Source organism: Halobacterium wangiae, from assembly GCF_021249345.1.
In the GTDB taxonomy this organism is placed as follows: Archaea; Halobacteriota; Halobacteria; order Halobacteriales; family Halobacteriaceae; genus Halobacterium; species Halobacterium wangiae.
Map to the genome: position 1 here is coordinate 1,986,583 of NZ_CP089588.1, position 25,835 is coordinate 2,012,417.

The following is a 25,835-nucleotide window of genomic DNA, read 5'->3' on the forward strand; positions in this document are numbered from 1 at the left end:
TGGTGGCGAGGGCTCGGGCTCGCAATACGCCAATAGGCCGTTCTCCTCTCACGAACGGAGCTCTGCGGCCCGCGACCTCTCGACCGGAGCTTCAGCACTGTTCGCGGGGTATACGGGGGAATAGGGGGTATTCGACTATTCTCCTCGACCATCGGTGTTCGCCCCATGCGAACGGAGGGCACACGTCTCGGAGGCGATGAGTTCTCCTCGAATCTTCCCTGTGCCAGGATTTCCTCGAACTTGCAGGGACTCACTTTTGAACCCCTGAGCGGTGATTTTTCGGCTCTCGCGAACGCCCCAGTCGATGGGGTGGTGGTCTCCTCGACGCGGAACTCAGGTTAAGCATAGCCTTCTCGTGGCGGGATTTCGACTCCAGGTCACGCTACTCAGTATCACTCCAGAACAGTTGACAATATTACAAAAATAGTTAACTGTGCTTGATACGGTTTAACGTGTGATGACTGCTCAAAACGAGGAGATTCCAGATTCTCGTGGCAGTGACGCCACGGAAGTCGAAACCTCGACCGAAGACGTCGCTGTTCGACTCCAGAACATCCGGAAGACGTTCAACGACGGCCAGATTGTCGCGTGTGAAGACTTCAATCTCGACATCGCGGAGGACGAACTCGTCGTCTTCCTCGGCCCGTCCGGCTGTGGGAAGACGACGACGTTGCGGATGATCTCTGGCCTCGAACAGCCCGACTCCGGGTCGATATTCATCGAGGGCCAGAACGTCATCGGGAAGGCCCCGAAGGACCGGAACCTTGCGTTCGTCTTCCAGAGCATCGCACTCTACCCCCACATGTCCGTCCGAAAGAACATGCGGTTCGGACTGGACATGAAGAGCGACCTCTCGAAGGCAGAGAAGAACGAACGCGTCGAGGAGGCCGCCGAGTTGCTCGGCCTAGAGGGCATGTTAGACCGGAAACCGTCCGAACTGTCCGGGGGGCAGCAACAGCGCGTGAGTCTCGGCCGCGCAATGGTCATCGAACCTGCCGCGTTCCTGCTCGACGAACCGTTCTCAGCGCTAGACGCCAACCTCCGGGACCAGATGCGCGTCGAGGTCAAGAAACTTCAGCGACGCCTCAGCACTGCGATGGTGTTCGTCACACACGATCAGGAGGAGGCGATGACGCTGGGGGACAAGATCGTTATATTGAACTCCGGCCGCATCCAGCAGGTCGGCTCCGCCCACGACATCTACAACGACCCCGCCAACCAGTTCGTCGCCCAGTTCATCGGCTCCCCCTCGACGAACGTGTTCGAGGCGACAGTCGTGGCCGACGGCGACGGGTTCGCCGTGGAGACCGATTTCTTCACCATCTCCCTCCCCGACGAGCGGGTGGCCGGCGCCGACCTCACTGACGGACAGGCGGTCACCATCGGTGTGCGCCCGGAGTACATGGAACTCAACAGCAGCGCCTCGAAGTTCTCCGCGGAAGTCTCCGTCGTCGAACCCCGTGGGGACACCGACGCGGTCTACCTGATGGTCGACGACGAGGAGATCCGGGCCATCACGTCGCAGGGCGAAATCGACGAGGACGTCGAATCGGTCTCGGTGGACGTGCAATCCGAGAACGTCTGGGTGTTCGACTCGGTTTCCGGGGACCGCCTGCTGTAGTGACACCTCGAGACAGGCTGCTGCAGAGGGACTGCTGCCCGCCGTGAGCGTCTCCGTCGCGAAGAGCCATCCGCAGTCACCACTCTACGCTAGGGCCGAGCAGACGTCTGAGCACTGGCTCCTCGAACGCGGTGGCGTCGACCGGAACGAGCGACCGTGCTGGACAGGAACCGTCAGCCAACCACCCTGCAAGACAGCCCGAAGAGCAGTTCGATGCGCTCTCCGGCCACCGGAGACGGCTGTGTCGTCTCCCCCACCGGAGTATTTTTGATGGTCGATTTCGTGGGTAACGATGATGTCAGCCAGATTTGACCGCGCCAAACAGTACACGAAGGTATCGATCTCGGTCGTCGGTTACGGGTTGCTGACTCTGTTCATGCTGCTTCTCACCTACTTGACCTACAGGTACGGTGGCGGGTTCGCGGACTGGAAGTCGGTCGTCACCATCCTGTCGCTGGCGATGATCGCCTTCATCACCGGGTGGTTCGCCGTGACCAGCTGGCGCGACCGGTAGCTCCTCGACTGCGAACAGGGCGCGGTCAATCGCTGAGCGTCTTCGCCCACTGCACTCGTGGGGGCGGTCACGAACGCGGTGAACCAGACAGCCAGTCCGGACGAATGGCGAAGTTCGTTCTGGTGCGGAGCGGTCGACGCTAGCGAACAGAGATTCGGCCTCGACGACTGGCGCATTTCTCGGGGCGGTAGCTAGACGCACAGGGAGACCCCTCCTTGTTGCTGGTGGGGTTCCTCTAGCGGTCGTCGGTGCTGTCCAGGACTCGGATCCAGAGAAGAACAGAACGTGCCCGGCCGTTCGGTGCCTACTCGGAGACCTCGAACGACTCGGAGAGGGACTTGCGCGCCAGGAGGTACAGCACGGTCGGCGGAGTCCCGATGATGAGCGTCTCGCCCATGATCAGTCCCCACGGGACTGACGCCGAGGTTCCGTGGATCGTCAGGTAGAGGCCAACCACGGCGGGCCGCGGGCCGGTGCCGTCGGTCAGCATGCTGCCCATGAGGAAGTCGTTCCACGCGACCAGGAACGACAGGAACGCGACGGCGATGATCGCGGGCATGGCTAGCGGCAGGATGACACGTCGGAACGCGCTGAACTGCGTGCAGCCGTAGATGCGCGCCGACTCCTCCAGGTTGAGGGGGAGCTTTGCGAAGTAGTCCCTGAGCACCCAGATGGCGAACGGGGCGACGAAGATCTGGTACGCGATCCACATGCCGGGGACGGTGTTGTACAGCCCCAGGGTGAACCAGCTCTCCGCGATCGGGATGATTAGCAGGACGAAGGGGAACATGATGATCAGCAACACGAGGTAGAACATCGTGGACTTCCCCTTGAAGTCCAGCCGCCCGAAGACGTAGGCGCTGGGGATGACGATGATCAGGGAGACGAGCATCGTTCCCGAGGAGATTAGCACGCTGTTCCACAGGAGGTCCCCGACACGACTGAAGGACGTCTCCAGCGTCGTAAGCGTCAGCGACGACGGGATGAGCTGGACGGTCCAGAGCTGGTCCGACGGTCGGAAGACCACCGACAGCATGTAGAGGAACGGCAGCACGCACAGCACCGCGATGCCTATCCCGAGCCCGTAGGTGAGGAACGTGAGCGCCTGGTCGGTGAACGACCGCTGGGAGTTGCTGGTGCCGAAGTTCATAGCTGGTCACCCTCCGACTTCTCGAAGTACCTGATGAACAGGACGATGAACGCGAGCACCAGCAGCAGGAAGATGATACCCACGGCGAACGCCTCGCCGAGGTTACCGTCGCTGAACGCCGACCGGTAGAGGAGCAACGAGAGCGGGGAGGTCTGGTAGCCGGGCCCCCCACCAGTCATCTGCAGTGGCTGGGAAACCTTCGTCAGGTTCCAGACCAGACGGAGCGTGACCACCACGAAGATGGACGTCTTCAGCTGCGGGAGAGTCACGTGCCGGAAGGTCTGCCACCTGCTCGCGCCGTAGACGCGAGCACTCTCGTAGTACTCGTCCGGGATGCTCACCAGCGTCGCGAACAGGATGAGGAACATGAACGGCCAGAACGTCCACGCGTTGACGAGCGTGACGACCAGCAGCGCCATGTCCCCCTTCGTGCTCCAGTAGATGGGGTTCTGCAGAATCCCCCAGTCGGTGAGGAGGGTGAAGACCGGGCCGAGATTCGGCTTCAGCAGGAACACCCACAACGTCCCCGTTGCGACCGGTGGCATCGTGTACGGGAGCAGGTACATCCCGCTGAACAGGCTCTTGAACTTGATCTTGTTGACGATCAGCGCCGCAGTCAGCGCCAGTCCCAGCTGAATCACTGTCGCGAAGCCGTAGATGACTGTCGCCTTCAACGAAACGTAGAATCGCTCCGACGTCAACAGGTTAGAGTAGTTCTCTAGCCCGACGAAGGTGGGTGCGGTGAACCCGAGCGGCCAGTTGTGCAGACTCATCCAGATCCCCTGCAGGAACGGGACCCAGACGATGAAGATCAGGAACACCATCAGCGGTGCTAGGAAGATGTACGCCAGGCGGTCTTCGACCGAGTCGGGTACGAAGCCGAGATCTGGTAGTCGTTTCCTGTAATCTATTGAGCTCATTGGGGGTGGTGGGACTTGGGGAATCGATTGATTGCTGGATTACGTTCTCGCGGACCAGTAGTCGTCGAGCACGGAGTTACCGGCCTCGGCGCCCCTCGTACAGACCTCTTCGGGGGTCAACTCGCCGTTGTACCCCTGCCCCATGAGCGAACCCATGTCAGAGGACGCGGAGAGGTACGTCGGGTGCGAGGTGTGGACACCCCGGGATTCCTCGCCGACCATTCTGGTGAGCGTCTCGAAGGCCTTCGACGCGTCGTTGTACGGGAGCTGTTCGGCGTTCTGGTCCCAGAGGTCGCGGCGCACTGGGACGAACCCGGTGTCCTGGAACAGCGACGTCTGGACCTGCTCCTCGAACCACATCTCTGCGAGCTTCACGGCCAGCTCCTGTTTCGTCTGCCACTTCTCTTCGCTGACGCCGTCGGGCTTCGAGGTGATCGCGAGCCCGTACGTGAGCATCGCGTTGTTCACGCCGGAGGGCTCGCTCCACAGCGAGCCGTACCGGATGTCGCCGGCCTCCATGAGCTCCGGGGCGGTGTCGTGGTAGGTCGGGTAGTTCATCGGCTCGATGGGGCTCATGCTCACCTGCCCCTGGGTCAGAAGCGGGACCGTGTCCTCGTCGGGGATCGACGGCGTCTGTGGCCCGGAAACCTCGTGTTCCCGGTACAGCGCGATGGTGTCGGCCACGACCTGCTTCCAGGTCTCCGTGTCGTAGTTCACCGAGCGGTAGTCCTCTGCAAAGTAGCCGGCCTCGCCCTTGTCCGCACCCAGCGCGTTGGTGTACGGCTCGATGAAGGTGTACCAGTCGAACGGGTGGCCGTGGAGTTGGAACCCGTAGTCGCCGGGACCGTCCTCCTGGAGCGTCGTCGCGATCTCCACGAGGTGGTCGTAGTCCTTCGGCGGGAAGTCCGAGTCGGGGTCGAGTCCGGCTTCCCGCATGTGGTCGGCGCGGACCTGGACGGGGTCCTGTGGGACGAGGCCGACCGGGAACGTGTACGTGTTCCGTTCGATGTTCGGGTGGTTGGACATCCATGCGGTCGCCTCGTTGACGGGCCCGTCGAGCATCCACTGGAGTCCGTTCTGGACGTTACTGCTCATCTGGTCGCTCCAGTTCTCGAAGGGCTCGATGTAGCCGCCCTCCTCGAAGCGACCGGCGACGATCTGGTCGCCGGTGAAGATGACCGGGTACTCGCCCTCCTCGAACCGCGTGATCCACTCCGAACCGGCCATCTGGCCGAACCCGGAGAGGTTCAGTTCGACGTTGACGTCGTGTTCGTCCTCGAACCGCGAGACGAGGTTCTCCACCGTCTCCCTGGCGGACTGTGACTGGACGTTGAACGTGTCCCAGTACTTGATGGTGGTCTTGCCCGAGCCGCCACCACCCAGACCGAAACAGCCCGCGAGTCCAGTTGCGGCGATTGTTCCACCAGCAGCTTTCAGGTAGTCCCGTCTCTTCGGGTGGCGCTTGCTGTCTTCCAGCATGGTATGCGAGAAGAAATCAGTGCGTATATAATTTTGGGTGATTCTACACGTCCTGCCGTACTCGCGTCGTTTCGTAGGGGAACTGAAATGACCGAGAACGAGGGTATCGGGTGTTCGTCGCTCTCCACGTCCCTCACCCCTGGCCACATGGCATCTCCTCGTTCGGTTCGCCTCCGTCGTTGCCGAGTTCGCCGGACGTAGCTCAGTCCAACTCCAGATCCGTCCCGGGACCGACGCGCGTTCCACCCTCGACGGCCACTACCCTGAACGAAACGGACGTCTGGGAGCCACAGCCGTCGTTCACGAACTCCGTCCACGTGTCGCCGACGACCACCGACCCCTCGTGGACGCGCTGGAGGTACCGGCTGAACGTGGGGTCGGTCACGGCGTCTCTGACGTGTTCGGTGTCCGGGTCGACGGCGACCCGTACGGCGTCCGCGTCGCCGCTGTCGGGGGCCTGGCGATCAGTCATCTCTGGTGTCCTCCGGGAGGGTTCCCAGGCGGTCCTCGGCTCGCGCCTGGAGTCTCGCGCGAGCTACCTTCTCCGTTCCCGTCAGCGGGTACTCCTCGACGAAGAAGACGTGCCGCGGGTGGGCCGCCGCCGGTCCATGTTCGATGGCGAACTGCTTCAGCTCCGCCTCGGTCACCTCACCGTCGGGGACGACGAACGCTACCGGCACCTCGCCCTTCACACGGTGGGGGACCGGAACGACGACCGCTTCGGAGACTGCCTCGTGGCGCTCCAGCCGTTCCTCTACGGTCACCGGGTAGATGTTCTCGCCGCCGACGATGAGCATGTCGTCCAGGCGGCCGACGACGTAGTGGTAGTCGTCCTCGTCGCGCCACATCACGTCGCCAGTGTGGAGGAACCGCTTCCCGTCGCGCTCCTCGAAGCGTTCGGCGCTCACCTCCGGGAGGTCGTGGTATCGGGCCACCCCGGGGCTCGCGACGAGCAACTCGCCAGACTCGCCGGGCGGCAGCTCCTCGCCGGTCTCGGGGTCGACGACCCTGGCGTCGACCTCCGGGAGCGGGATGCCCGCGCTCCCGTGTCTCTTCGGCCCCCACCGAGGGGTCATCGTTATCATGGGGCCGCCCTCGGTCAACCCGTACCCCTCGGTGAGGGGTGCACCGAACACCGACTCGAACTCGTCGTAGAGGCTGCCCGAAACGGCATCACTCCCTGTGCTGCCGACCTCGACGGAGGACACGTCGTGTACCTCGAGCGCGTCCTCCGCCTCGACGAGGTAGTGGTAGATTGCGGGGACGCCCGTGAGGTACGTGACGTCGTGCGCGTCGATGGCCGCTATGGCCGCCGCGGCGTCGAACGACCGCATCACGACGACGGTGCCGCCGCCGAGCAGCGTGGTCTTCAGGTTCAGCATCGCGTTCTTGTGGTACAGCGGCGTCGCGGTGAGCGTGACGTCCTGCTCGTCCATGAGGTTCACCTGCGCGAACCGCCTGGCGTTCCAGTACGCGCCGCCGTGCGAGAGCACGATCCCCTTCGGGACGCCGGTCGAACCGCTCGAGTACGGCTGGAGGGCCGGGTCGTCGAACGCCACCTCCACGGGGTCGAGCGTCGGTGACACCTCGTCCACGCGCGCCTCGAAATCGACGGTTCGGACGCCGTCGACGCCCTCGCTCCCGCCGTACGTCCCCAACACCGCCACGCTCTCACACTCGCTCGCAGCGTCGGCAGCGACCGACCGGGCGTTGTCGTCCCTGCCCGCCACCACAACCCGCGACCCGCTATCGGCGACGACGTGGCGGACGGTCTCCACGGACGATCGCACGTTGACGGGGACCGGCACGAAGCCGGCCCGCATCGCCCCGAAGAACACCGCGACGAGTTCCGGCCCGTTCTCGAAGCAGAGCGCGACGCGGTCACCCCGCTCGACGCCGAGTTCGCGGACCGCGTTCCCAGCACGAGCGATGGCGTCGGCGAGTTCGCCGTACGTCACCGTCTCCTCGGACTCGGGAACGACGAGTGCCGTACTATCGGGTGCGATAGCGGCGCGGTCGTCGTGTAACGTTCCGAGGTTGCGGGCCCACGCTGACTCGTCGTGCATCTTGCTCCCCACTCCTCGTTCGAGTGGCAAAAAGTCCCCGGGTGGGTCGGGATTTAGGTGGGACGACTGCGAGGTAGTAGCCGTCATGCGCGGAATCACGACAGATCGAACTGACGACGGTGTGCGCACCATCGCGCTCGACCGACCTGAGAAACTGAACGCGCTCGACGCCGCGACGCTGCGGAATCTCGCGTCCGCGGTCGCGGACGCCGACGAACAGGTGGTCGTCGTGGAAGGCCGTGGTCGCGCGTTTTGCGCGGGGGCTGACCTCGAGGAGGCGGGTGAAGAGGGCGAGGACATCGATGCCTACCAGGATGTGACGCGGGCCGTGCGGCGTCATTCGGGCGTCGTCGTCGGGAAACTCCACGGCCACGTCATCGGCGGCGGCCTCGAACTGGCGCTCGCGTTCGACCTCCGGTACGCCGCCGCGGACACGACGTTCCAGTTCCCGGAGGTCACCCTCGGCGCAGTGGTGTCGAACGGCGCGACGCGGCTCCTCCCGCTCGTCGTCGGCGACGGGTTCGCCCGCGAGATGGTGCTCACTGGCCGGCCGGTCGACGCCGAGGAGGCCCTCGACCACGGACTCGTGGCCGCAGTCCACTCTGCGGAAGACTTGGACGAGGCCGTCGCGGACGTCGCTCGGCGGATCGCCGACAACCCCGCCGTGGGCGTGGCGTTGAACAAGCGCGGCCTGAACCGGGCGTTCCCGGTCGAGAACGCGCTGGCGGTAGAGCGTGACCTCCACCGCGAGCACGAGGCGCGGGGCGCTAGCGTGGACACCAGCCTCGACTGACGGGGTGGGGGATGCCAACCTATATCACGATTGCGGGCGACGAAGCAGACACCACACATGAGCACGCACACCCAGCGTAGCGGCGACCGCTACTTCGAAGACGTCGAACTGGGGGAGGAGCGGACCGTTGCGGACGCGCGGACCATCACTGAGACGGACATCGTGAACTACGCCGGCGTCAGTGGGGACTTCGGCGACATCCACGTCAGCGAGGAAGCGGCGAAGGAGACGGGGTTCGGGCAGCGGATTGCCCCCGGCAACATGGTCCACGCCATCGCGGAGACCATCGGCATCGACTGGGCGGTGGAGGCGTTCAGCTACGGGCACGACAACATCCGGTTCGTGAACCCGGTGTTCATCGGCGACACCATCACCGTTCACACCGAGGTCGTGGCGGTCGAGGACTACGACGACGAGTTCGGCCGGGTCGTGAACAAGTACACAGTGACGAACCAGCGCGACGAGACCGTACTCGTAGACGAGCACATCCTGCTCGTGAAGCGACGGAACGCGGGTGAGTAGCGATGGAGTACACGACGCTGGGCGACACCGGCATGACAGTCAGCCGCATCTGCCTGGGCTGCATGAGCTTCGGCACGGGCCGGGAGTGGACGCTCGACGAGGCGGAGTCCCGGGAGATCATCGAGCGCGCCATCGACCTCGGCGTGAACTTCTTCGACACCGCGAACGTCTACTCGAACGGCGAGTCCGAGCGCATTCTCGGGAACGTGCTCGCGGACTACGACCGCGACGAGCAGGTCGTCGCGACGAAGGTGTTCGGCGACATGAACCCCGACGACCCGAACGCGAGCGGGGTGTCCCGGAAGGCTATCGAGCAGGAGCTCGACGCTTCGCTGGAGCGTCTCGGGATGGAGGCGGTCGACCTCTATCAGACCCACCGCTGGGACTACGACACGCCGATCGAGCAGACGCTCGCGGCGCTCGACGACGCCGTCCGCCGGGGAAAGGTGCGCTACATCGGGACGTCCTCGCAGTGGGCCCGCCAGTTCGCCGAAGCGCTGCACACCAGTGACCTGCTGGGTTACGAGCGCTTCGTCACGATGCAGAACCACTACAACCTCGTCTACCGCGAGGAAGAGCGAGAGATGCTGCCGCTGTGTGAGCGCGAGGGAATCGGCGTGATGCCGTGGTCGCCGCTCGCCCGCGGCTACCTCACCCGCCCCGACGAGGACGTCGAGGCCACCAAACGCGGAGACACCGACGACTACCGCCGCGAGCAATCGTACCAGGAGGGCGGCGGCGCCGAGGTCAACGAGCGGGTCCAGGAACTCGCTGCGGAGAAGGACGTGGAGATGGCCCAGATCTCTCTGGCGTGGCTGTTCCACAAGGAGTGGGTCGACGCGCCCATCGTCGGCACCACGAGCGTCAAACACCTCGAGGACGCCGTCGAAGCGCTGGACATCGACCTCTCGGACGCCGACATCGACTATCTCGAAGAACCCTACCAGCCCGTGCGCGTCTCCGGGCACGAGTAGGCTGTCGGGGTGAACTCACGCGTCCCAGCCGAGGACGCGATTCAGGGTCAACAACGCGGCGAGCGCCGCGAAGATAACTGCGAGCGCGCCATACGCCACCTGCCAGCCGAAGAACGTCGCGAGCGCGCCCGTGACGACACTCCCGAGCGCCGCGAGCAGCATGTACACCGTGCGGACCAGCCCGAAGCCGACGCCCTGCTCGTCGTCGCGGAGCGCGTCCATGAACCGTGCCTGGATGGCTGGCGGCCAACTGAATCCCAGTGAGAGCAGGGGGACGGCGACGATGTGGATCGTCGTGTCGCCGGTCAGGAAGAGTGCGAGTCCGGCCGTCCCGAGCACGTAGCACGCCCGGACAGTGCGATCGCGGCCAAAGCGGTCTGACGCGCGGCCCACCAGCGGGAGCGTGATTCCCTGGAGCGCGAACAGCACTGCGAACGCGACGCTGGCGTACGCCTGCGTAGTGCCTGCGTACTCCACGAGGAACGTGGGAAAGAAGGACTGGATCGCCTGGATGACGAACACGCCGAGGAACGCCAGCGTCGTCGTGAACCCGACGCTCGGCCGGACGAGGAGCGCGACGTTCGACCGCACGTTGAACTGGTCGGCGATGTCCAGGTTGGGATGTTCCGGATCAGACGACTGGATGCGTGACGCGTACAGGGCTGCCACCGGGAACGCAACGACTGCGCCGAGCGTGATGGCCGCCCGCCAGCCGAACTGTGCCGCGACGAACACTGCGGCGACTGGTGCGAGGAGGCCTGCGAGGGGCGCGCCCATGTTGTGGAACCCGAGCGCTTGTCCGACGTTCTCGAAGCGGTTGGTGAGCAGGGTGGCGGCAGCCGGGAAGTAGAGGCCCGCACCGACGCCGATGAAAACGCCGAACAGCGCGAACGCGAGGAACGAGGGCGCGGCCGCCAGCAGTAGGCTCCCGACGCCTGTCAGCAGTAACGAGGCGACGATTATCGTGCGCTCGCCGTACTTCTCGCCGAGGATGCCGCTCGGGAACTGCATGACTGCGTACGCCGCCCACATCCCCGTGAGCACGGAACCGACGGCGCTCTTCGAGACGTCGAAGGCGACCATGATGTCGGGGATGAGCGGACTGATGACGATGCGTGCTACGTACGTCCCGAAGAACGCGGTCATCGTCAGCCCGAGCAGCGTACGCTGGTAGGACCAGGTCACGCGCGCCCGAGCCACCTCCAGGTCCAGGCCCCCTCCGCGCCGTCGCTCATTACAGGTCGAGGAACTGGTCGGCGATGGTGACCTTCTGGATCTCGTCGGTGCCGTCGTAAATGCGCGTGACCCGGGCGTTCCGGTACTCGGCTTCGAAGGGCAGCGAGCGCACGTAGCCCGCGCCGCCGTGGATCTGGACCGCCCTGTCGGCGGCGTCGTTCCAGAGTTGCGCGCCGCGGAGTTTCGCGGCGCTCTGTTCCCAGCGCTCGCCCTCGCCGCGGTCGTACTGCCAGGCGGCGTGGCGGTAGAGCCACCGGACCTGCTCGATGTCCGCCCGCATCTCCGCGAGCATGCCCTTCACGAACTGGCGGGTGCCGATGGGTTTCCCGAACGTCTCGCGGCTCTCCGCGTAGTCGACGCACTCCTCGAACATCCACTGCGCGTGCCCGACTGCTCGCGCCGGGACGCTCAGGCGGAAGTAGCCGACTGATCCCATCGCGACGTCTACGAGGCCGCGCCCACGCTCGCCGACCATGCGCTCCTCGGGGACCCGACACCCCTCGAAGTGGTTGAAGGCGATGCGGCCGGCGTCCTCGTCGCCCATGGGGCGCTGGGCTTTTCCCCGCTCCCAGCCGGGGTTGTCCTCGTCGACGACGAACGCGGAGATGCCGTGGGCGTCGCCGTCCTCGCCGTCAGTGCGCGCGAACACGATGATGGCGTCCGCGAACGTGGAGTTCGTGATCCAGCACTTCGTGCCGTCGACGACCCACTCGTCGCCGTCCTTCTCGGCGGTCGTGTCGAGGTACGTGATGTCGCTGCCGTGGTCGGGTTCGGACATCCCGATGGTGACGGTGATGTCGGCGTTCATCATCGGCTCGAAGTAGCGCTCCCGGAGGTGGTCGTCCTCGTGCATCGGGAGGAGGGCGGGCGTCAGGAGCGTCTCCAGCAGCATCTCGTGGAACCCCTCCGGGTGGTAGCTGTTGACGTGCTCGAGCACCATCAGGTACTCCAGGAGGCTCAACCCGCCGCCACCGACGGACTCGGGCATGTGCATCGTGAGGAACCCGGCTTCCGCGGACCGTCGGCGTATCTGGTCCCGGACGTCGAGGTAGTCGTCGACGAGGTACCCCTTCTCGTTCAGTCGGTTCTCCACACCGCGTTCGCCGAGGAACTGGTCGTACTCGGACTCGAGCGGTCGGACCTCTCTTTCGATGAACCGGTCGATCTGGCTCTTCACGAGGCCGAGTTCCGAGGACTCGGAGAAGTCCATGCCGCCCGGGGTCGCTGAGGATGTCGTATCGGTCATTGTGCGAGGCGTTCTGCGTGGTACCCGCCAGGTGGCGGTTCGCGGTGCTACTCTTCGCGGTCGGTCCAGTAGTCGAACCCGCGGCCCGGCGCGAACACGTCGAGGCCGACCGCGCGCTCGTCGCTCTGGTTCTCGACGCGGTGGGGTTCGTCGGACGCCAGCCAGACGGAGTCGTACTCGCCGAGGGTGACGGAGTCGTCCTCGGTGTGGACGACCATCTCGCCCTCGAGGACGACGCACACCTGTTCGTTCTCGTGGTGGTGCATCGGCGAGGAGTGTCCGGCCGGTTTCTCGAACCACTCGAAGGTGAACTCGTCGCTGCCCGCCAGCGAGACGCGCTGCCAGCCCGCTTCCGGTTCGTACGTTTCTGCTTCTGTGAAGTCTACGAATTCCATGGTTTAGCTAGGTGCCCGGGATGGTCGTCTCGACGGTGTGCTCCGGGCCGTGACAATCACCGTCACACTGCGCACTCTTGGATTCCGAGTCGTTCCACATAAACCTTCGCCAGACCCGTCGAGCGGGTGCGCTCCCGCAGTGCGTGCTCCATTCGTCTCCGGACACCGCCGCGGTCTCTCACTCCTCCAGCAGTTCGACGAGGTTCCCGTCGGGGTCCTCCATGAACGCGAGTTTCACGCCGTTGTCCAGTTCCTGTGGCGCGCTCAGGAATCGGACGTCCTCCCGCAGGCGTTCGTAGGTCGCGTCGGCGTCGTCCACCGCGAGACAGAAGTGTGCCGCGCCCACGTCGTTGCTCTCGACGTCCGCGTTCGCGTCGTCCCCTGACGGGCGCTGGTAGTCGATGAGTTCGACCACGTAGCCGTCGGCGTCGAGGAACGCGAGCTCGACGCGCGCGTCCGCTACCCCGACCGCGCGGTCGAACGCCTCACTCTCCTGTTCGAACCGATCGACGAGTTCCATCCCGAGCGTGTCGCGGTAGAACGCCAGCGACGCGTCCATGTCGCCGACGACGACGCCATAGTGATCTCCTGATCCAACCATGCCAACGTGTTCCATGGCCGACGGCTTAAGTTCTCGTCCCCCAGGTCGAACTATCCGATACGTTTATGCGGGATTCGCCGCTCGTTCAGAGTGCGTGTGAGAATGAGTCACGAGTTACCAGAGCTCGTTGAGCGTGTCGCGGAGCACGCGCTCGACGACCAGACGTTCAACATGGAACAGCACGACTGGGAGAAGGGGTGTGCCATCAACGGCCTCCACGCTGTCGGCCTCCACGAAGAAGAGACGCGATACCTCGTCGACCGGTCCATCGAAACCCAGACGACGGAAGGCCAGCTCACGTACGGCAGTCTCGGCCTCACGCCGTACGGCTGGGAGCCCGACTGGGCGGGCGACAAGAACGACTACAAGTCCTACGCCGACCCGGTCGTGCCGGGCCACGGCGTCCTCGAGCTGTACGACCGGACGGGCGACGACTACTACCTCGACGCCGCCCAGAAGCAGTACGAACAGCTCCAGAGCATCGAGAAGACCGAGGGCGGCGGCATCCCCATCTCGCGCGGCGAGAAGGAACTGTTGCTCGACTCACTGTACCACATCAGCCCGTTCATGGCGCGCTACGGGGAACTCGCGGACGACCCCGAGGCCATCGACGAGGCGGTCCATCAGATAGAGGTCCACGCCGAGCGCTGTTACGACCCCCACACGGGGCTCTACCGGCAGGGCTGGCAGGAGACCCCGAACTCCTTCGCCCAGGACACGTTCTGGTCCCGCGGCGTCGCCTGGCTCACCACGGCCATCGTCGCCACGTTGCCGTACGTTCCGGAGGACCACGAGGGCTACGACGACCTCGTGGAGATGCTCCAGGACGTCAGCGAGGTCGTCCTCGACTACCAGGACGACAGCGGGTTCTGGCACAACACCCTCGACGACCGGACCTCCCCGCTAGAGGCATCCGGCACGATGATGTTCGTCTACACCTTCGAGGAGGGCATGGAACAGGGCGTCCTCGACCAGTCTACGTTCGAGGAGCCATCCCAGCGGGCGATGGACGTCTGCAAGGGACTCGTCGACAGCCAGGGCGGCGTTCGCCGCGTCGCAGTCGTCCCCGGAGGCCCCGATGCCCCGCTCGGTGTCGCGCTCCACGGCCAGGGGTTCTTCCTGCTCGCTGCGAGTTACTTCCTCTAGTCGCCCGTTCGCGTCTGTCCCAGGCCGCGAGCAATTTCTTCTACACGGTCGCCGAGTGCGGAGCGCAACGCGTCGACGTCGCTCCCAACGACGAGCAACTGGTAGCCCGCTTCGACTTTCTCGGTGGCGTCCTCGCCGTCGCCGACGAACCCCATCACGGGCACGCCGGCGTCGGCGCAGGCGTCCTCGATGTCCGTGATAGCGCCCTGTACGCTGTCGTGCCCTTCCTCTAACGGGTGGCCGAGAGAGTGTGAGAGGTCCCACGGCCCGATGAACGCGAACCCGAGTTCGTCGACGGCGAGTATCTCCTCGATGTTCGAAACCGCGCGCTCGTTCTCTATCATCACGCCGACCCGGACGTGGCGGTCCGACCGGGACGTGTAGCTGTCCATGTCCGCCCCCCAGCGATTCGCGCGGACGCCCGCGAGCCCCCGATCGCCGACCGCGCCGTCGTAGCTGAAGTGCGCTGAAGCGACGCTCTGGCGGACCTCAGCGGCCGTCTCGACGCGCGGTATCAGTACGTTCCGGACGCCCGTGTCGAGGGTCTTCCGGACGAGCGACGGGTCGTTCGTCGGGAGCCGGAGCACGACTTCGACTCCCGCGAGGTCCGCGGCGCGTGCGAGGTCCTCGAGGCGTTCGGCGTCGTAGGGTGACGGGCCGGCGTGCTCCAGGTCGAGCCACACGAAGTCCAGCCCGAGGCTCCCGTACACCTCGACGAGGTTCGGGTGTACGATCGTCGAGAGCACGCCGATCGTCGCGTCCCCCTGGTCGAGGCGCTCTGCGAGGGTGGGTGAGTCGTGCATCGGTTGATTCGAGGGTCGCCGTCACGCTGTATCAATGTTTGGGGCTCGGTGACATAGGACGAAGATTTAAGGCGCTCGTTACCCCACTTTTCGGCGTGCAACCAGAGGACTTCGAGACGATAGACTGGCGTTTCGACGAGGAAACGGGCGTCGGGCGTATTGTACTCGACCGCCCGGACAAACTCAACGCACTCTCCAAGCAGTGCTGTGACGAGATAATCGAGGGGCTGGAGGCGTTCGAGGCCCTCGACCGGCAGGGACTCTACGAGGAGGACGACGGCGTCAAGACCCGCATCGTCGTCCTCGAGGGCGCTGGCGACGACGCGTTCTGCGTGGGGTCGGACGTCGACGAGTTCCACGACGTGAAACCGGGCGTGTTCAACTTCAACCCGATGTTCACGCGCGTCGAGGAGTTCCCCGCCCCCATCGTCGCGAAGATCGACGGCTACTGTCTCGGGGGCGGTCTCGAACTCGCGTTGACCTGTGACTTCCGCATCGCCAGCGAGGACAGCCAGTTCGGGTTCCCCGAGATCCAGCTGGGCATCATGCCCGGCGACGGCGGCACCCAGCGCCTCCCGGAGATTGTCGGTCCAAGTCGCACCAAGGAACTCGCCATGACGGCCGAGCACATCGACGCGGCGGAGGCGCTGGACGACGGTATCGTGGACTACGTGCACCAGTCGGCGGACCTCGAGGCGGAGGTCGTCGAGTTCGCCGAGCGCATCGCCGAGCAGCCACCGCTCGCCGTGCGATCGATCAAGGACGCTGTGAACATCTCCCAGGAGACGAACCTCCGCACCGGGCGGTACTACGAGCGCCGCGCGGGCAACTGGCTCACGGCCACCGAGGACCACGAGGAAGGCGTCGAGGCGTTCGAGGAGAAACGCGATCCCGAGTGGAAGGGGCAGTGAGCGTCACCGGTCGACCCGCGTAGACGCGGATCCGTGGCGGTCCGACGCCGAACGCTCCACCCGACTCCCTGGGCAGTTCCCCGGACGGAACGGCGACTGTCTCCGGGAAACACTTATCTAATCGCCAGTGAATGACGTTAACGAACTGATGACAGCATCACTGTCAGAGCTTACTAGCCGCGTCGCAGAGCATACCGTAGACTGGGACATGGAGATGGGCATCGACTGGGAGAAGGCGTGCCTCATCGACGGCCTCCTCGCGACAGGGGAGCAGCCCGAACGAACGCGGGAGATCGTCGACCGCTGCATCGAGACCCAGACCAGCGAGGGCCAGTTCTCCTACGGCTCGCTGGACCCGCTCCACCTCGACTGGGCGGCGGAGTGGACCATCGGCGAGTACCAGTCCGTCCCCGACCCTGCGGCAATCGGCCACGGCGTCCTCGAGCTGTACGACCGGACGGGCGACGACTACTACCTCGACGCTGCACGGAAACAGATCGAGTACCTCCGCGACGTAGAACGCACCAGTGAGGGCGGAATCCCCCAGCAGCGCGGCGAGCTCTCACTCGCCGTCGACGGCCTGTGGATGGTCTGTCCGTTCCTCGCGCGCTACGGCGTGCTCGCGGACGACCCCGACGCCATCGACGACGCGATCAAACAGTTCGAGGTCCAGCGCAAGCACCTCCAGGACCCCCACACGGGGCTGTTCCGGCACACGTGGATGGAGCAACCGAACTCCTACGTCCAGAGCAGCTTCTGGTCGCGCGGCATCGGGTGGGCGATATGCGCACTGGTGGACACCATTGAGTACGTGCCGGACGACCACGAGGGGCACGAAGTTATGGCGGAGATGCTCCAGGAGGCCTGTTCGGCGATGGTCGACCTTCAGGACGACACTGGCTTCTGGCACAACATCGTCGACGACCACGAGGAGCCCCTGGAGACGTCCGGCACGCTGATGGCAGCGTACGCGTTCAAACGCGGGCTCGAACTCGGTGTGCTCGAAGGAGAAGAGTACGCGGCGGCCGCCGAGCGCGCCATGACGGTCTGCAAGGGCGTCGTGGACGAGGACGGCGAGGTCCGCCGCGTCGCACTGGTTCCCGGCGGTCCCGAGGCCCCTATTGGCGTCACGCTCCACGGGCAGGGGCTGTTCCTCATGGCCGCGAGCTGCTTCGAATGAGTGTTCACACCACTGTAGCCTGATTCTGGGAGTCCGCGGCCAGACAGTCCTCGGGAACGCTCCGCTCCTCCTCACGGCAACCCTCGCCCTCAGCCGAGGGCGATCAGTACGACGCCGACCACGGCAGTGCCGGCGGCCACAAGCCGCAACAGGAGGTCTTCCTCGCCGAGGATGATTCCGCCGAGGACGACGGCGACGACCGCCTGCATGCTGATGATGGGGGATGCCAGGCTCGCGGGTATCGTGGAGAACGCGAGTGCGGTCACCCACTCGCCGAGCCCGACAAACGCGCCGGCGACGGCGAACTTCCCGAGGTCGCCCCAGACGCGCGGCGTCCTGCCCCGCCACGCAACGGGGCCGAGGACGATCGGGACGCCGGCGAGCTTGATGAGCGTCCAGACGGCGGGCTGGACGCCTCCCTCCTGGAGCAGGACGCGCTGGCTCACGGCGACGACACCGAGCAACATCGCGCTCAGTAACGCGAGACGTGCGGGACGGGAGGTCACGGCAGTCTGGAACGGTGTGTGGATGCCGCCGCCCTGGTAGTTCGCGACGTAGACCGCCACCGTGGCGATGAGGACACCGGCGACTTGGATGGGTCCGAGATGCTGGTCGAGCACGACAACTTCGAGCGGAAGGACGAACGCTGGAGAGAGCTTGCTGAGCGGTGCGACGTACGAGACGTCCCCGACGGCCAGCGCGTGGTACAGCAACAGCAACCCGCTGGCGAACACGACTACAACGCCGGCGGCAGCAAGCCAGTCGTCCGCGGGCAGCGCCACCACTTCTCTGACGACAGTCCGGCCGGGGTCGAGACTCACCGCGGTTAGAAACCACCCCACTGAGAAAATGTTCGTCACGACGATGACGAGTGCGGGCGGGTAGTCACTGAAGTGCCGCTTCAGATAGAACAGGAAGACGCCCCAGAGGACCGCCACGCTGGCGGCGTAGGCGAGTCCCTGGGCGTGTGGAACGAACGTCATCAGTGACTGGATGGGGTGCGTGTCCTTACCAGTTCTGCCGAGAATGCGTCTCGGGGGTGCGAGGCAGACACGGCTTCGAGAGTAAACAATATACGAGCGCGCTCGAATTATGTTAGCGCATGTCGAGCCAGCACCGCAATTTCATCGACGGGGATTGGGTAGAATCCAACTCCGGCGAGACGTTCGAGAACAGGAACCCGGCGGACACCAAGGAAGTCATCGGCGAATACCAGCAGTCGACAGCCGAGGACGCGGAGGCGGCCATCGAAGCCGCGAACGAAGCCGCAGACGAGTGGGCAGCGATGCCCGGGCCGGAGCGCGGGCGCATCCTCCGGAAGGCGGGCGAGATCCTCGCAGACCGGAAGGAGGAACTCACGCAGACGCTCTCCCACGAGGTCGGTAAGACCACGTCGGAGGCGGGAGGTGAGGTCCAGCGCTCGATCGACATCTACGCGTACTATGCAGCCAAGGCGAGTGACTTCGGGGGGACCGTCAAGGAGTCCTCGAGCCCGACGACCCACCTCTACTCCCAGAGCGAGCCGGTGGGCGTCGCCGGCCTCATCACGCCGTGGAACTTCCCGATCGCCATCGCGTCGTGGAAGATGGCGCCGGCGCTCGCGGCGGGGAACACCGTCGTCCTCAAACCCGCGTCGCTCGCACCGGGAATCATCCGCGAGCTCGTGGAGGCACTGGAGGACGCGGGAATCCCTGACGGAGTCGTGAACTTCGTCACCGGGCCCGGGCGGAGCGTCGGGGCCACCGTCTCCTCCAGTCCGGACGTGGACGCGGTCTCGTTCACGGGTAGCCACTCGGTCGGTGAAAAGGTCCGCAAGCAGGCGGTCGACGACGGGAAGCGTGTGCAACTGGAGATGGGCGGGAAGAATCCGACCGTCGTGATGCCTAGCGCTGACGTGGACGAAGCCGTGGACATCGTCGCAGGCGGCTGCTTCGGCGTCACCGGCGAGGCGTGTACGGCGACCTCCAAGGCGATCGTCCACGAGGACGTCTACGAGGAGTTCGTCGAGAAGATGGTCGACCACGTCGAGAGTATCGAGGTCGGTCCGGGGCTCGAGGACTACGACATGGGCCCGCACATCAGCGAGTCAGAGCTCGACTCGACCCTCGACTACGTCGAGATCGGTCAACAAGAGGGTGCGACGCTCGAGACCGGCGGGAACCGCGTCACAGGCGACGGTTACGACGACGGGTACTTCGTCGAACCGGCCGTCTTCTCCGACGTCACGAACGATATGCGCATCGCGCAGGAGGAGATCTTCGGGCCGGTGCTCGCCATCATCCCGGTGTCGGGCTTCGAGGACGCGCTGAGGCAGGCCAACGACGTCCGGTACGGACTCGCGGCGGGGCTCGTCACCCAGGACCTCACGGAGGCCCACGAGTTCGCGAACCGCGCCGAGGCCGGCATCGTGAAGGTCAACGAGAAGACGACCGGGCTGGAACTCCACGTCCCGTTCGGGGGGTTCAAGGACTCCTCGAGCGAGACCTACCGGGAGCAGGGTGACGCCGGCCTGGACTTCTACTCGATCAGCCGCACGGTCTACATGAACTACTGAACGGACTCGCACGCCGCGGAGCACTGCACCCGGTCACTGCCGGTACGTCGGTCGGGCGGCGAACGGATACGGTCGGCCCAACCTGACTCGACCGCTCGCCGTGGAACGCATTTTCTCGACCCTCGTCAGGCGAGCGTGACGACGACTGCCCCGAGGACCACGACGACTGCTCCGGCCACCAGGCCGAGCGTGACCCGCTCGAGCTTGTCGAGGAACGCGTAGGAGAGCGCCATCACGATCAGGGGGCTGAGCTGGAGGATGGGAACGACCAGGGAGACCGGCGCGAGCGACAGCGCGGCGTAGTACGACAGCAGGAACAGGGAGTTCGAGAGGCCGGCGAGCAGGTACCACCGGCGGTTCGGGCTACGGGCAAGGTCGCCGGGGGCCGGGAGTGCGTTGCGCCACCGGAGGTACGCCCACATCCCGGCCGCCGCTACCACCGTCTTCACCGCGAGTCCGGACATGACCGAGGTTCCGTCGCCGAAGCCGACCTTCACTATCACCGGTTCGAGCGCGAACACGAGCGCCGTGGCGAACGGCAGCGTGAGCGCCCGGGCCGGGGCGTCGGCGAGCGTGGCGTCTCCATCGACGGTCTGTTTTGACAGCCACGCCACGCCCGCGACGATGAGCACGACGCCCACGAACTGGCCGTTCGTGACCGGGTCGCCGAGCAGGAGGACGGCGAGTACCACCGCGAACAGGGGGTTGGAGGCCTTGATGGGTTCCGTGATGCTCGCGCCCAGGCGGTCGATGCTCGTGTAGTAGAGCGCCCGCCCCAGCAGCGTCCCGAGCAGGCCCGCGGCGACGAAGGAGAGGAGCGCGCTCGTGGACATGCGGTACGCCGGGAACTCCAGGACGGCGGCGAGCGGGACGAAGATGGCCAGGTTCACGAGCAGCACGACTGTCAACGCGTCCGTTGTCGACCCCTCGTGGGTGCCGACGCGAACAGCCATCACCTGTCCCGCGATGCCGACCGCCCCGAGCACCGCGAGCGCCGCGCCCGCAATTTCGTTCACCGAGCGTTACCCCTCGAGGTGGACGTCCCGGTAGCTCTGGACGTACTTGCTGGGGAGTAAGTCGATAGCCGCCGACTTGGTCAACTCGCCGTCGTCACCGGGGTAGATGACCGCCATCTGCGGGTTGACGTCCGAGATGATCTCCCGGCAGACGCCACACGGGGAGACGACTTTGATCTCGTCCTCGTCCTCCGCCGGACCTGGGTGGCGGACCGAGACGATGGTGTCGATGTCCTCCCCCTTGACGCCGTTCGCGACGGCCGTCCCGAGGGTGACCGGCTCCGCGCAGACGGACGCGCGGCCGACGTTCGCTTCCACGTGGACGCCCGTGTGGACGTCGCCGCTCGTCGTTCGGAGTGCCGACCCGACGTAGTGGGTGCCGTGGACGAACGCGTCCCGGATTACGTCACGCGCTGCTTCGATGAGCTGCTCGTCGTCGCTGGTGAGTGTGTCTGTCATGTTACTGGGTTCGCGTACCGCCTTCGCTCGCGGTGACGCCGTTCTCCTCGAGGTTCGCGATCTCGTCGTCGTCGTAACCGAGTTCCGCGAGAACTTCCTCGGTCTGCTCGCCGGGCACCGGGGGGTCGCTGAACTCCACGTCGGCGTTCGACATCGAGACGGGGACGCCGGTCGTCTCGAACGTCCCGACGCCGGGGTACTCCAGTTCGATAATCATGTCGTTGTGCCGGACCTGGGGGTGGTCGGCGGCGTCCTGGTAGTCGTTCACCTCTGCTATCCACGCCCCGGCGTCGAGCAGACGGTCCATGAGGTCGTCGGTCGGCACCGACCGCGTCTCTGCTTCGAGCTGTTCTTTGATCTCGTCGCGGTGCTCGTACACCTCCCGGCCGTCGCTGTAGTCACAGAGCGGCTCGACGCCGAGTTCGTCCGCGATGCTCGGCAGGTTCGCGAACGAGAGCGCCACGTGGCCATCTGCGGTCTCGTAGACGCCGTAGGGTGCGCCCGAGTAGACGTGGCCGATGCCCGACTCGCTACGCTCGGCCTCGACGTCCATGTTGACGGCGCTCGTGATCTCCTGGGTCTGGAAGTCGATGCCGGCGTTGAGGAGGTTCGTCTCTATCTTCTGCCCCTCACCGGTCATCTCCCGCTGGAACAACGCGACCACGGTGTGGAGCGCGATGGTGTTCGCGGAGTGGGCGTCGCAGATGAACGAGCCGGCGGGCGTCGGCGGGTCCTGCTTCCGGCCCGTGTTCTGGACGAGTCCGCTCATCGCCTGCGCGAGGATGTCCTGACCGGGCCGTTCCGCGTACGGGCCGTCCGCCCCGAATCCGGATGCCGACACGTAGACGATGTTCTCGTTGACGTCGTGGACGTCCTCGTACCCGAGGCCGAACTTCTCCATGACGCCCGGGCGGAAGTTCTCGACGAGCGCGTCCGCCTCCTCGATGATGTCCTCGGCGACCTGCCTGCCCTCGTCGGACTTGAGGTCGAGGGTGATCGAGCGCTTGTTGCGGTTCATCGCGAGGAAGTACGGGCTGACGTCCTCGAGGAGCTCCCCCTCGATGGGCGCAGTCCGGACGAGTTCCCCACCCGCTGGCTCGATCTTGATCACGTCGGCGCCCATGTCCCCGAGCTTCTGGGTGGCCCACCCACCCTGTTGCATCTGGCTGAAGTCGGCGATAGTCACGTCTTCGAGTGGTGCTGGCATACACCACGGAAAATGCTGACCGAGGGTTTAGTTCCACCGATGAATCCAGTGGACGCCGGGCCTCGAACACATCTGGTGGGCGTCCGGATTGGCGAGTGGAGGCGCCGGTCGGGATGGCCAGAGGGCACAACCCTCTCGGTGGCGCGACCGGCCAGTCAGGGGGTCGCCGATGCGGCCAGCAGGAACCACCCCTGCCCGTGGAGCGTGACACCGGCGGGCGCCTTCGGCCCACCGGGGACTTTCGCTACCCGACGGACCCGGCCCCGGCTGTCCACGACGCCCTCACACACCTCCATCGCCTGCCGCGCCGGTGGGACGTACGTCTCCGGGTCGAGGACACCCAAATCGACTCCCCGCCCGAAGGCGTAGGCGGCCATCAGCGTGCCAGACGTCTCCAGCCACGACGTCCGGTCGTCGACGATGTTGTGCCAGAAGCCGCTGGCGTCCTGGTAGGGAAGCATCGCGGCCGCGAGGGTTTCGAACTGCTCGACGAGGTCCTCGCGGGCGGCGTGGTCAGCCGGGAGCACTGCGAGAACGTCCGCGAGTGCGGCCAGCACCCAGCCGTTTCCGCGAGCCCAGAACGTGCTCTGCACGAAGCTGTTGGGCTCTGCCGCCCAGTTGTGCCGGTAGAGTCCGGTCTCTGGGTCACGGAGGCGGTTCCGGCACACGTGGAACTGCGCGACCGCGTCATCGACGGCGTCGGGGTCGTCCGCGAGCACGCCGTAGCGCGCGAGGAACGGGGCGGCCATGTACAGCATGTCCACCCACAGCTCCTGAGCTTCCCGGCGCTGCGGGATGCCGACCCCATCTACGCGTTCGACCCGCTGGAGGAACTCGTACTGCTTCTGGGCGGCGTCGAGGTAGTAGTCGTCGCCCGTCCGGTCGTACAGCTCGAGGACGCCGTGGCCCGGAATCAGTGGGTCCGCGATGGAGGTGTACCCGACGCGGTCCTGTTCACCCCAGTCGACGTCCCAGTCGAGGTGTTTCGTGTGGAGCGACCCGTACGCGAACTGTCCCTCGCCCGTCTGGGTCTCGATGGACCGCTCGACGTGGTGTTTCGCATCCGCAACGCGTACCCCACACGCGAGCAGGCCGTTCACGAGCACCCCCTTCTCCCAGTCGTGGTCCGCTACGTCCATGCCGAGGAACGGCTGGTCGTCGTGGTGGGCGAGCGAGTAGTCGGCGACGCGGTCGACCAGTTCGGGCAGCGGTGCGCGAGCCATTCCGTCACTCCGGCGGCGGCCCCTCCAGCCGCTCGATGAGTTCGATGGCGTGGCCGTCCGGGTCCTCGACGAACGTGATGACGTTCCGGTGTGTCTCGAACGGCGTCGTCTTTGGGGGCAGAATCACGTGACAGTCGGTCCGTTCGACGAGTTCCTCGAAGACACCGTGCAGGTCTTCCTCGACCAGCAAGCAGACCGAGTGGTCGGTGTGGATGGTGTCACTGCCGCCGCCTGTCACGGGTTCGTCGTTCGAGGGGTCCTCGAAGATGTGGATGTCGGAGCCAGTCTCGGGCCCGAGGTAGACGTGCTCCACGCCGTCCTCCTCGAACCCCCACTTCTCCTCGAACCCGAGTCCGTCCAGGTAGAACTCCTTCGAACGTTCCAGATCCGTCACTCTGAACGCCGTGTGGATCAACTCCATGCTCCCGAATCGGAGCAAAGATGCATAAGCGTACTCCCGGAGTACAACCCGGATGTGGTGGTCAGCTGCTGGAGCCGCCGCGTGCCGACGGGGGTCCCGACCACTGGTCGTGCCGCCAGACTCGGTTTACAGGTTCGACGCTCCGAGGCCGCCGTCGACGGGTATCGCGACGCCGTTGATAAAACTCGAGCGCTCCGAGGAGAGGTACGCGACGGCGTCCCCGAGCTCCATCGGGTCGCCGATGCGTCCGAGCGGGATGGGTGCGCCTCGCTCCTCGAGGCCCTGTTCGTAGGACTCGTACTCGCCGCGCTCGACGCCCTGCTCGATGAGTTCGACCGTCCGGTCGGTCTCGTGGGGCGCCGGGAGGACAGCGTTGGCGCGGATCTCGGGCGCCAGTTCCTTCGAGAGCGTCTTCTCCAGCCCCACGACACCCATGCGGACGGCGTTCGAAAGCACGAGCGACGGGATCGCCTCCTTGACGCTGCGCGATGCGATGGTGACGATGGTACCGCCGTCGCCCTCCTGAAGGTGCTCGGCGGACTCGCGGACGAGTCGAACGACGCTCATGACGAGCAGGTCGTAGGCGTCGTACCACTCCTCGTCGGTCGTCTCCAGGAACGGCCCGCTCGGCGGCCCACCCGCGTTCGTCACGAGGTGGTCGAGGCCGCCGAACTCCTCGACGGTCCGGTCCACGAGCGTGGTTATGGCGTCCGCGTCCGTCAGGTCGGCGGCGTGCCCGACGACCTCGCCCTCGGCGACCTCCTGGACCTCCTCGACCGCGTCCTGAAGGCGGTCTTCGTCACGGCCGTTGAGTACGACGTTCGCCCCCTCCTCGGCGAGGCGGGTCGCCGCCGCCTTCCCGAGTCCGCTACTGGACGCCGTTACGAGTGCACTATCGCCCTCGATTTCCAAATCCATGGCTGCTTACTACCTCTCCGAGCGGATTCTTAAGGGTACCGCATACGCGATACACGGACGGGGCGGAGAGACGAAAGACACGATCCTCGTACTAGTTACGAACTGCTGACGTGTTCCGGCGGACTTGCAGCAGGCCGTCGACGACTACGACGCTGGGCCGAGGGAGGTGTCGGTTTCAGGGTCGACAATCAGCGCCTTGTGATGGTATATTACCAATGCTGCATAATACTAAGGATATTGTTTATTTTTGCGATTACGGTTTGCCAGGCCGTTCGGATCATTTGAACTTGCGTCGCAGCTGGGTAGGCTCGACCTGGACAGATTTCTGGTACAGTCGCACTCCGTTACGACCTCTGGTCTGGACAGAAAAGACCGACAAACAGGCGGCATTGGGGGAATTTAATGGATTATCGGGGGTCAAATTGGGGAATAATTAACAAAACGAAACAACCTGTCTCCGGTGACCATCGTAACCGACGG

Annotated in this window: 26 protein-coding genes; 9 read left to right on the forward strand and 17 right to left on the reverse strand. The window is 65.3% G+C overall.

What is annotated here, in order from left to right; all coding sequences use genetic code 11:
• Positions 1–457 precede the first annotated feature (457 nt).
• Both LT965_RS10470 and LT965_RS10475 read left to right on the forward strand, forming a co-directional pair.
• On the forward strand, positions 458–1,621 hold the full coding sequence (locus LT965_RS10470; RefSeq protein WP_232700747.1) for an ABC transporter ATP-binding protein: 1,164 nt from the start codon (positions 458–460) through the stop codon (positions 1,619–1,621).
• A gap of 295 nt (positions 1,622–1,916) precedes the next feature.
• Positions 1,917–2,135: a hypothetical protein gene (locus LT965_RS10475; protein WP_232700748.1), complete on the forward strand. Its 219-nt coding sequence runs from the start codon at positions 1,917–1,919 to the stop codon at positions 2,133–2,135.
• A gap of 304 nt (positions 2,136–2,439) precedes the next feature.
• On the opposite strand, the gene LT965_RS10480 is transcribed toward LT965_RS10475, so the two are convergent.
• From LT965_RS10480 to LT965_RS10500, 5 genes are all read right to left on the reverse strand, one after another.
• Complete coding sequence (locus LT965_RS10480) at positions 2,440–3,285, reverse strand: carbohydrate ABC transporter permease (protein ID WP_232700749.1); 846 nt, start codon at positions 3,283–3,285, stop codon at positions 2,440–2,442.
• Positions 3,282–4,205 (reverse strand): carbohydrate ABC transporter permease, encoded by a 924-nt coding sequence (locus LT965_RS10485; protein ID WP_232700750.1) that lies wholly within the window; start codon positions 4,203–4,205, stop codon positions 3,282–3,284. The genes LT965_RS10480 and LT965_RS10485 overlap by 4 nt, the downstream gene beginning before the upstream one ends.
• Positions 4,206–4,244: 39 nt before the next feature.
• Positions 4,245–5,684 carry an ABC transporter substrate-binding protein gene (locus LT965_RS10490; protein WP_232700751.1) on the reverse strand — a complete coding sequence of 480 codons (1,440 nt, stop codon included), beginning with the start codon at positions 5,682–5,684 and terminating at the stop codon, positions 4,245–4,247.
• Between the two features lie 202 nt (positions 5,685–5,886).
• Positions 5,887–6,156, reverse strand: coding sequence for a DUF7968 family protein (locus tag LT965_RS10495; protein WP_232700752.1), 270 nt, complete (start codon positions 6,154–6,156; stop codon positions 5,887–5,889).
• Positions 6,149–7,750: a class I adenylate-forming enzyme family protein gene (locus LT965_RS10500; RefSeq protein ID WP_232700753.1), complete on the reverse strand. Its 1,602-nt coding sequence runs from the start codon at positions 7,748–7,750 to the stop codon at positions 6,149–6,151. Before LT965_RS10500 ends, LT965_RS10495 begins: the two co-directional genes overlap by 8 nt.
• An 85-nt stretch (positions 7,751–7,835) precedes the next feature.
• Here LT965_RS10500 and LT965_RS10505 point away from each other — a divergent pair, with 85 nt between their 5' ends.
• Genes LT965_RS10505 through LT965_RS10515 form a run of 3 tightly spaced genes read left to right on the forward strand, consistent with a single transcriptional unit; the run spans position 7,836 to position 10,039 of the window.
• Positions 7,836–8,543: an enoyl-CoA hydratase/isomerase family protein gene (locus LT965_RS10505; protein ID WP_232700754.1), complete on the forward strand. Its 708-nt coding sequence runs from the start codon at positions 7,836–7,838 to the stop codon at positions 8,541–8,543.
• Positions 8,544–8,600: 57 nt separating this feature from the next.
• Positions 8,601–9,065 carry a MaoC family dehydratase gene (locus LT965_RS10510; RefSeq protein ID WP_232700755.1) on the forward strand — a complete coding sequence of 155 codons (465 nt, stop codon included), beginning with the start codon at positions 8,601–8,603 and terminating at the stop codon, positions 9,063–9,065.
• Positions 9,066–9,067: 2 nt separating this feature from the next.
• Positions 9,068–10,039 (forward strand): aldo/keto reductase, encoded by a 972-nt coding sequence (locus LT965_RS10515; protein WP_232700756.1) that lies wholly within the window; start codon positions 9,068–9,070, stop codon positions 10,037–10,039.
• Between the two features lie 15 nt (positions 10,040–10,054).
• On the opposite strand, the gene LT965_RS10520 is transcribed toward LT965_RS10515, so the two are convergent.
• The 4 genes from LT965_RS10520 to LT965_RS10535 all read right to left on the reverse strand — a co-directional run bounded on the left by LT965_RS10520 (position 10,055) and on the right by LT965_RS10535 (position 13,517).
• Positions 10,055–11,224 (reverse strand): MFS transporter, encoded by a 1,170-nt coding sequence (locus LT965_RS10520; protein ID WP_232700757.1) that lies wholly within the window; start codon positions 11,222–11,224, stop codon positions 10,055–10,057.
• Between the two features lie 49 nt (positions 11,225–11,273).
• Positions 11,274–12,521 carry an acyl-CoA dehydrogenase family protein gene (locus LT965_RS10525; RefSeq protein ID WP_232700758.1) on the reverse strand — a complete coding sequence of 416 codons (1,248 nt, stop codon included), beginning with the start codon at positions 12,519–12,521 and terminating at the stop codon, positions 11,274–11,276.
• Positions 12,522–12,568: 47 nt separating this feature from the next.
• Positions 12,569–12,916, reverse strand: coding sequence for a cupin domain-containing protein (locus LT965_RS10530; RefSeq protein WP_232700759.1), 348 nt, complete (start codon positions 12,914–12,916; stop codon positions 12,569–12,571).
• Positions 12,917–13,094: 178 nt separating this feature from the next.
• Positions 13,095–13,517, reverse strand: coding sequence for a VOC family protein (locus LT965_RS10535; protein WP_232700760.1), 423 nt, complete (start codon positions 13,515–13,517; stop codon positions 13,095–13,097).
• Between the two features lie 102 nt (positions 13,518–13,619).
• On the opposite strand from LT965_RS10535, the gene LT965_RS10540 reads away from it, so the two are divergent.
• Positions 13,620–14,663, forward strand: a complete 1,044-nt coding sequence (locus LT965_RS10540) for a glycoside hydrolase family 88 protein (RefSeq protein WP_232703578.1) — start codon at positions 13,620–13,622, stop codon at positions 14,661–14,663.
• Here the strand turns inward: LT965_RS10540 and LT965_RS10545 are convergent.
• Positions 14,660–15,466, reverse strand: a complete 807-nt coding sequence (locus tag LT965_RS10545) for an HpcH/HpaI aldolase family protein (protein ID WP_232700761.1) — start codon at positions 15,464–15,466, stop codon at positions 14,660–14,662. The genes LT965_RS10540 and LT965_RS10545 overlap by 4 nt on opposite strands.
• Before the next feature lie 95 nt (positions 15,467–15,561).
• Here LT965_RS10545 and LT965_RS10550 point away from each other — a divergent pair, with 95 nt between their 5' ends.
• Positions 15,562–16,377: an enoyl-CoA hydratase/isomerase family protein gene (locus LT965_RS10550; protein ID WP_232700762.1), complete on the forward strand. Its 816-nt coding sequence runs from the start codon at positions 15,562–15,564 to the stop codon at positions 16,375–16,377.
• Between the two features lie 148 nt (positions 16,378–16,525).
• Positions 16,526–17,557: a glycoside hydrolase family 88 protein gene (locus tag LT965_RS10555; RefSeq protein WP_232700763.1), complete on the forward strand. Its 1,032-nt coding sequence runs from the start codon at positions 16,526–16,528 to the stop codon at positions 17,555–17,557.
• An 89-nt stretch (positions 17,558–17,646) separates the two neighbouring features.
• Here LT965_RS10555 and LT965_RS10560 read toward each other — a convergent pair whose 3' ends face one another.
• On the reverse strand, positions 17,647–18,540 hold the full coding sequence (locus tag LT965_RS10560) for a DMT family transporter (protein ID WP_232700764.1): 894 nt from the start codon (positions 18,538–18,540) through the stop codon (positions 17,647–17,649).
• A 119-nt stretch (positions 18,541–18,659) separates the two neighbouring features.
• Between LT965_RS10560 and xacF the strand changes: the two genes are divergently transcribed.
• Positions 18,660–20,111, forward strand: a complete 1,452-nt coding sequence (xacF, locus tag LT965_RS10565) for a 2,5-dioxovalerate dehydrogenase (protein ID WP_232700765.1) — start codon at positions 18,660–18,662, stop codon at positions 20,109–20,111.
• A gap of 125 nt (positions 20,112–20,236) precedes the next feature.
• On the opposite strand, the gene LT965_RS10570 is transcribed toward xacF, so the two are convergent.
• The 6 genes from LT965_RS10570 to LT965_RS10595 all read right to left on the reverse strand — a co-directional run bounded on the left by LT965_RS10570 (position 20,237) and on the right by LT965_RS10595 (position 25,355).
• The gene (locus tag LT965_RS10570) at positions 20,237–21,127 is read right to left on the reverse strand and encodes a DMT family transporter (RefSeq protein WP_232700766.1); all 891 of its coding nucleotides are present in this window, start codon (positions 21,125–21,127) and stop codon (positions 20,237–20,239) included.
• 6 nt (positions 21,128–21,133) lie between these two features.
• Complete coding sequence (locus LT965_RS10575) at positions 21,134–21,586, reverse strand: cytidine deaminase (RefSeq protein ID WP_232700767.1); 453 nt, start codon at positions 21,584–21,586, stop codon at positions 21,134–21,136.
• Between the two features lies 1 nt (position 21,587).
• Positions 21,588–22,793 carry a CaiB/BaiF CoA transferase family protein gene (locus LT965_RS10580; RefSeq protein ID WP_232700768.1) on the reverse strand — a complete coding sequence of 402 codons (1,206 nt, stop codon included), beginning with the start codon at positions 22,791–22,793 and terminating at the stop codon, positions 21,588–21,590.
• A gap of 155 nt (positions 22,794–22,948) precedes the next feature.
• Positions 22,949–24,016, reverse strand: coding sequence for a glycoside hydrolase family 88 protein (locus LT965_RS10585; protein ID WP_232700769.1), 1,068 nt, complete (start codon positions 24,014–24,016; stop codon positions 22,949–22,951).
• Between the two features lie 4 nt (positions 24,017–24,020).
• Positions 24,021–24,437, reverse strand: coding sequence for a VOC family protein (locus LT965_RS10590; RefSeq protein WP_232700770.1), 417 nt, complete (start codon positions 24,435–24,437; stop codon positions 24,021–24,023).
• 126 nt (positions 24,438–24,563) lie between these two features.
• Positions 24,564–25,355: an SDR family oxidoreductase gene (locus LT965_RS10595; RefSeq protein WP_232700771.1), complete on the reverse strand. Its 792-nt coding sequence runs from the start codon at positions 25,353–25,355 to the stop codon at positions 24,564–24,566.
• Between the last annotated feature and the right edge of the window lie 480 nt (positions 25,356–25,835).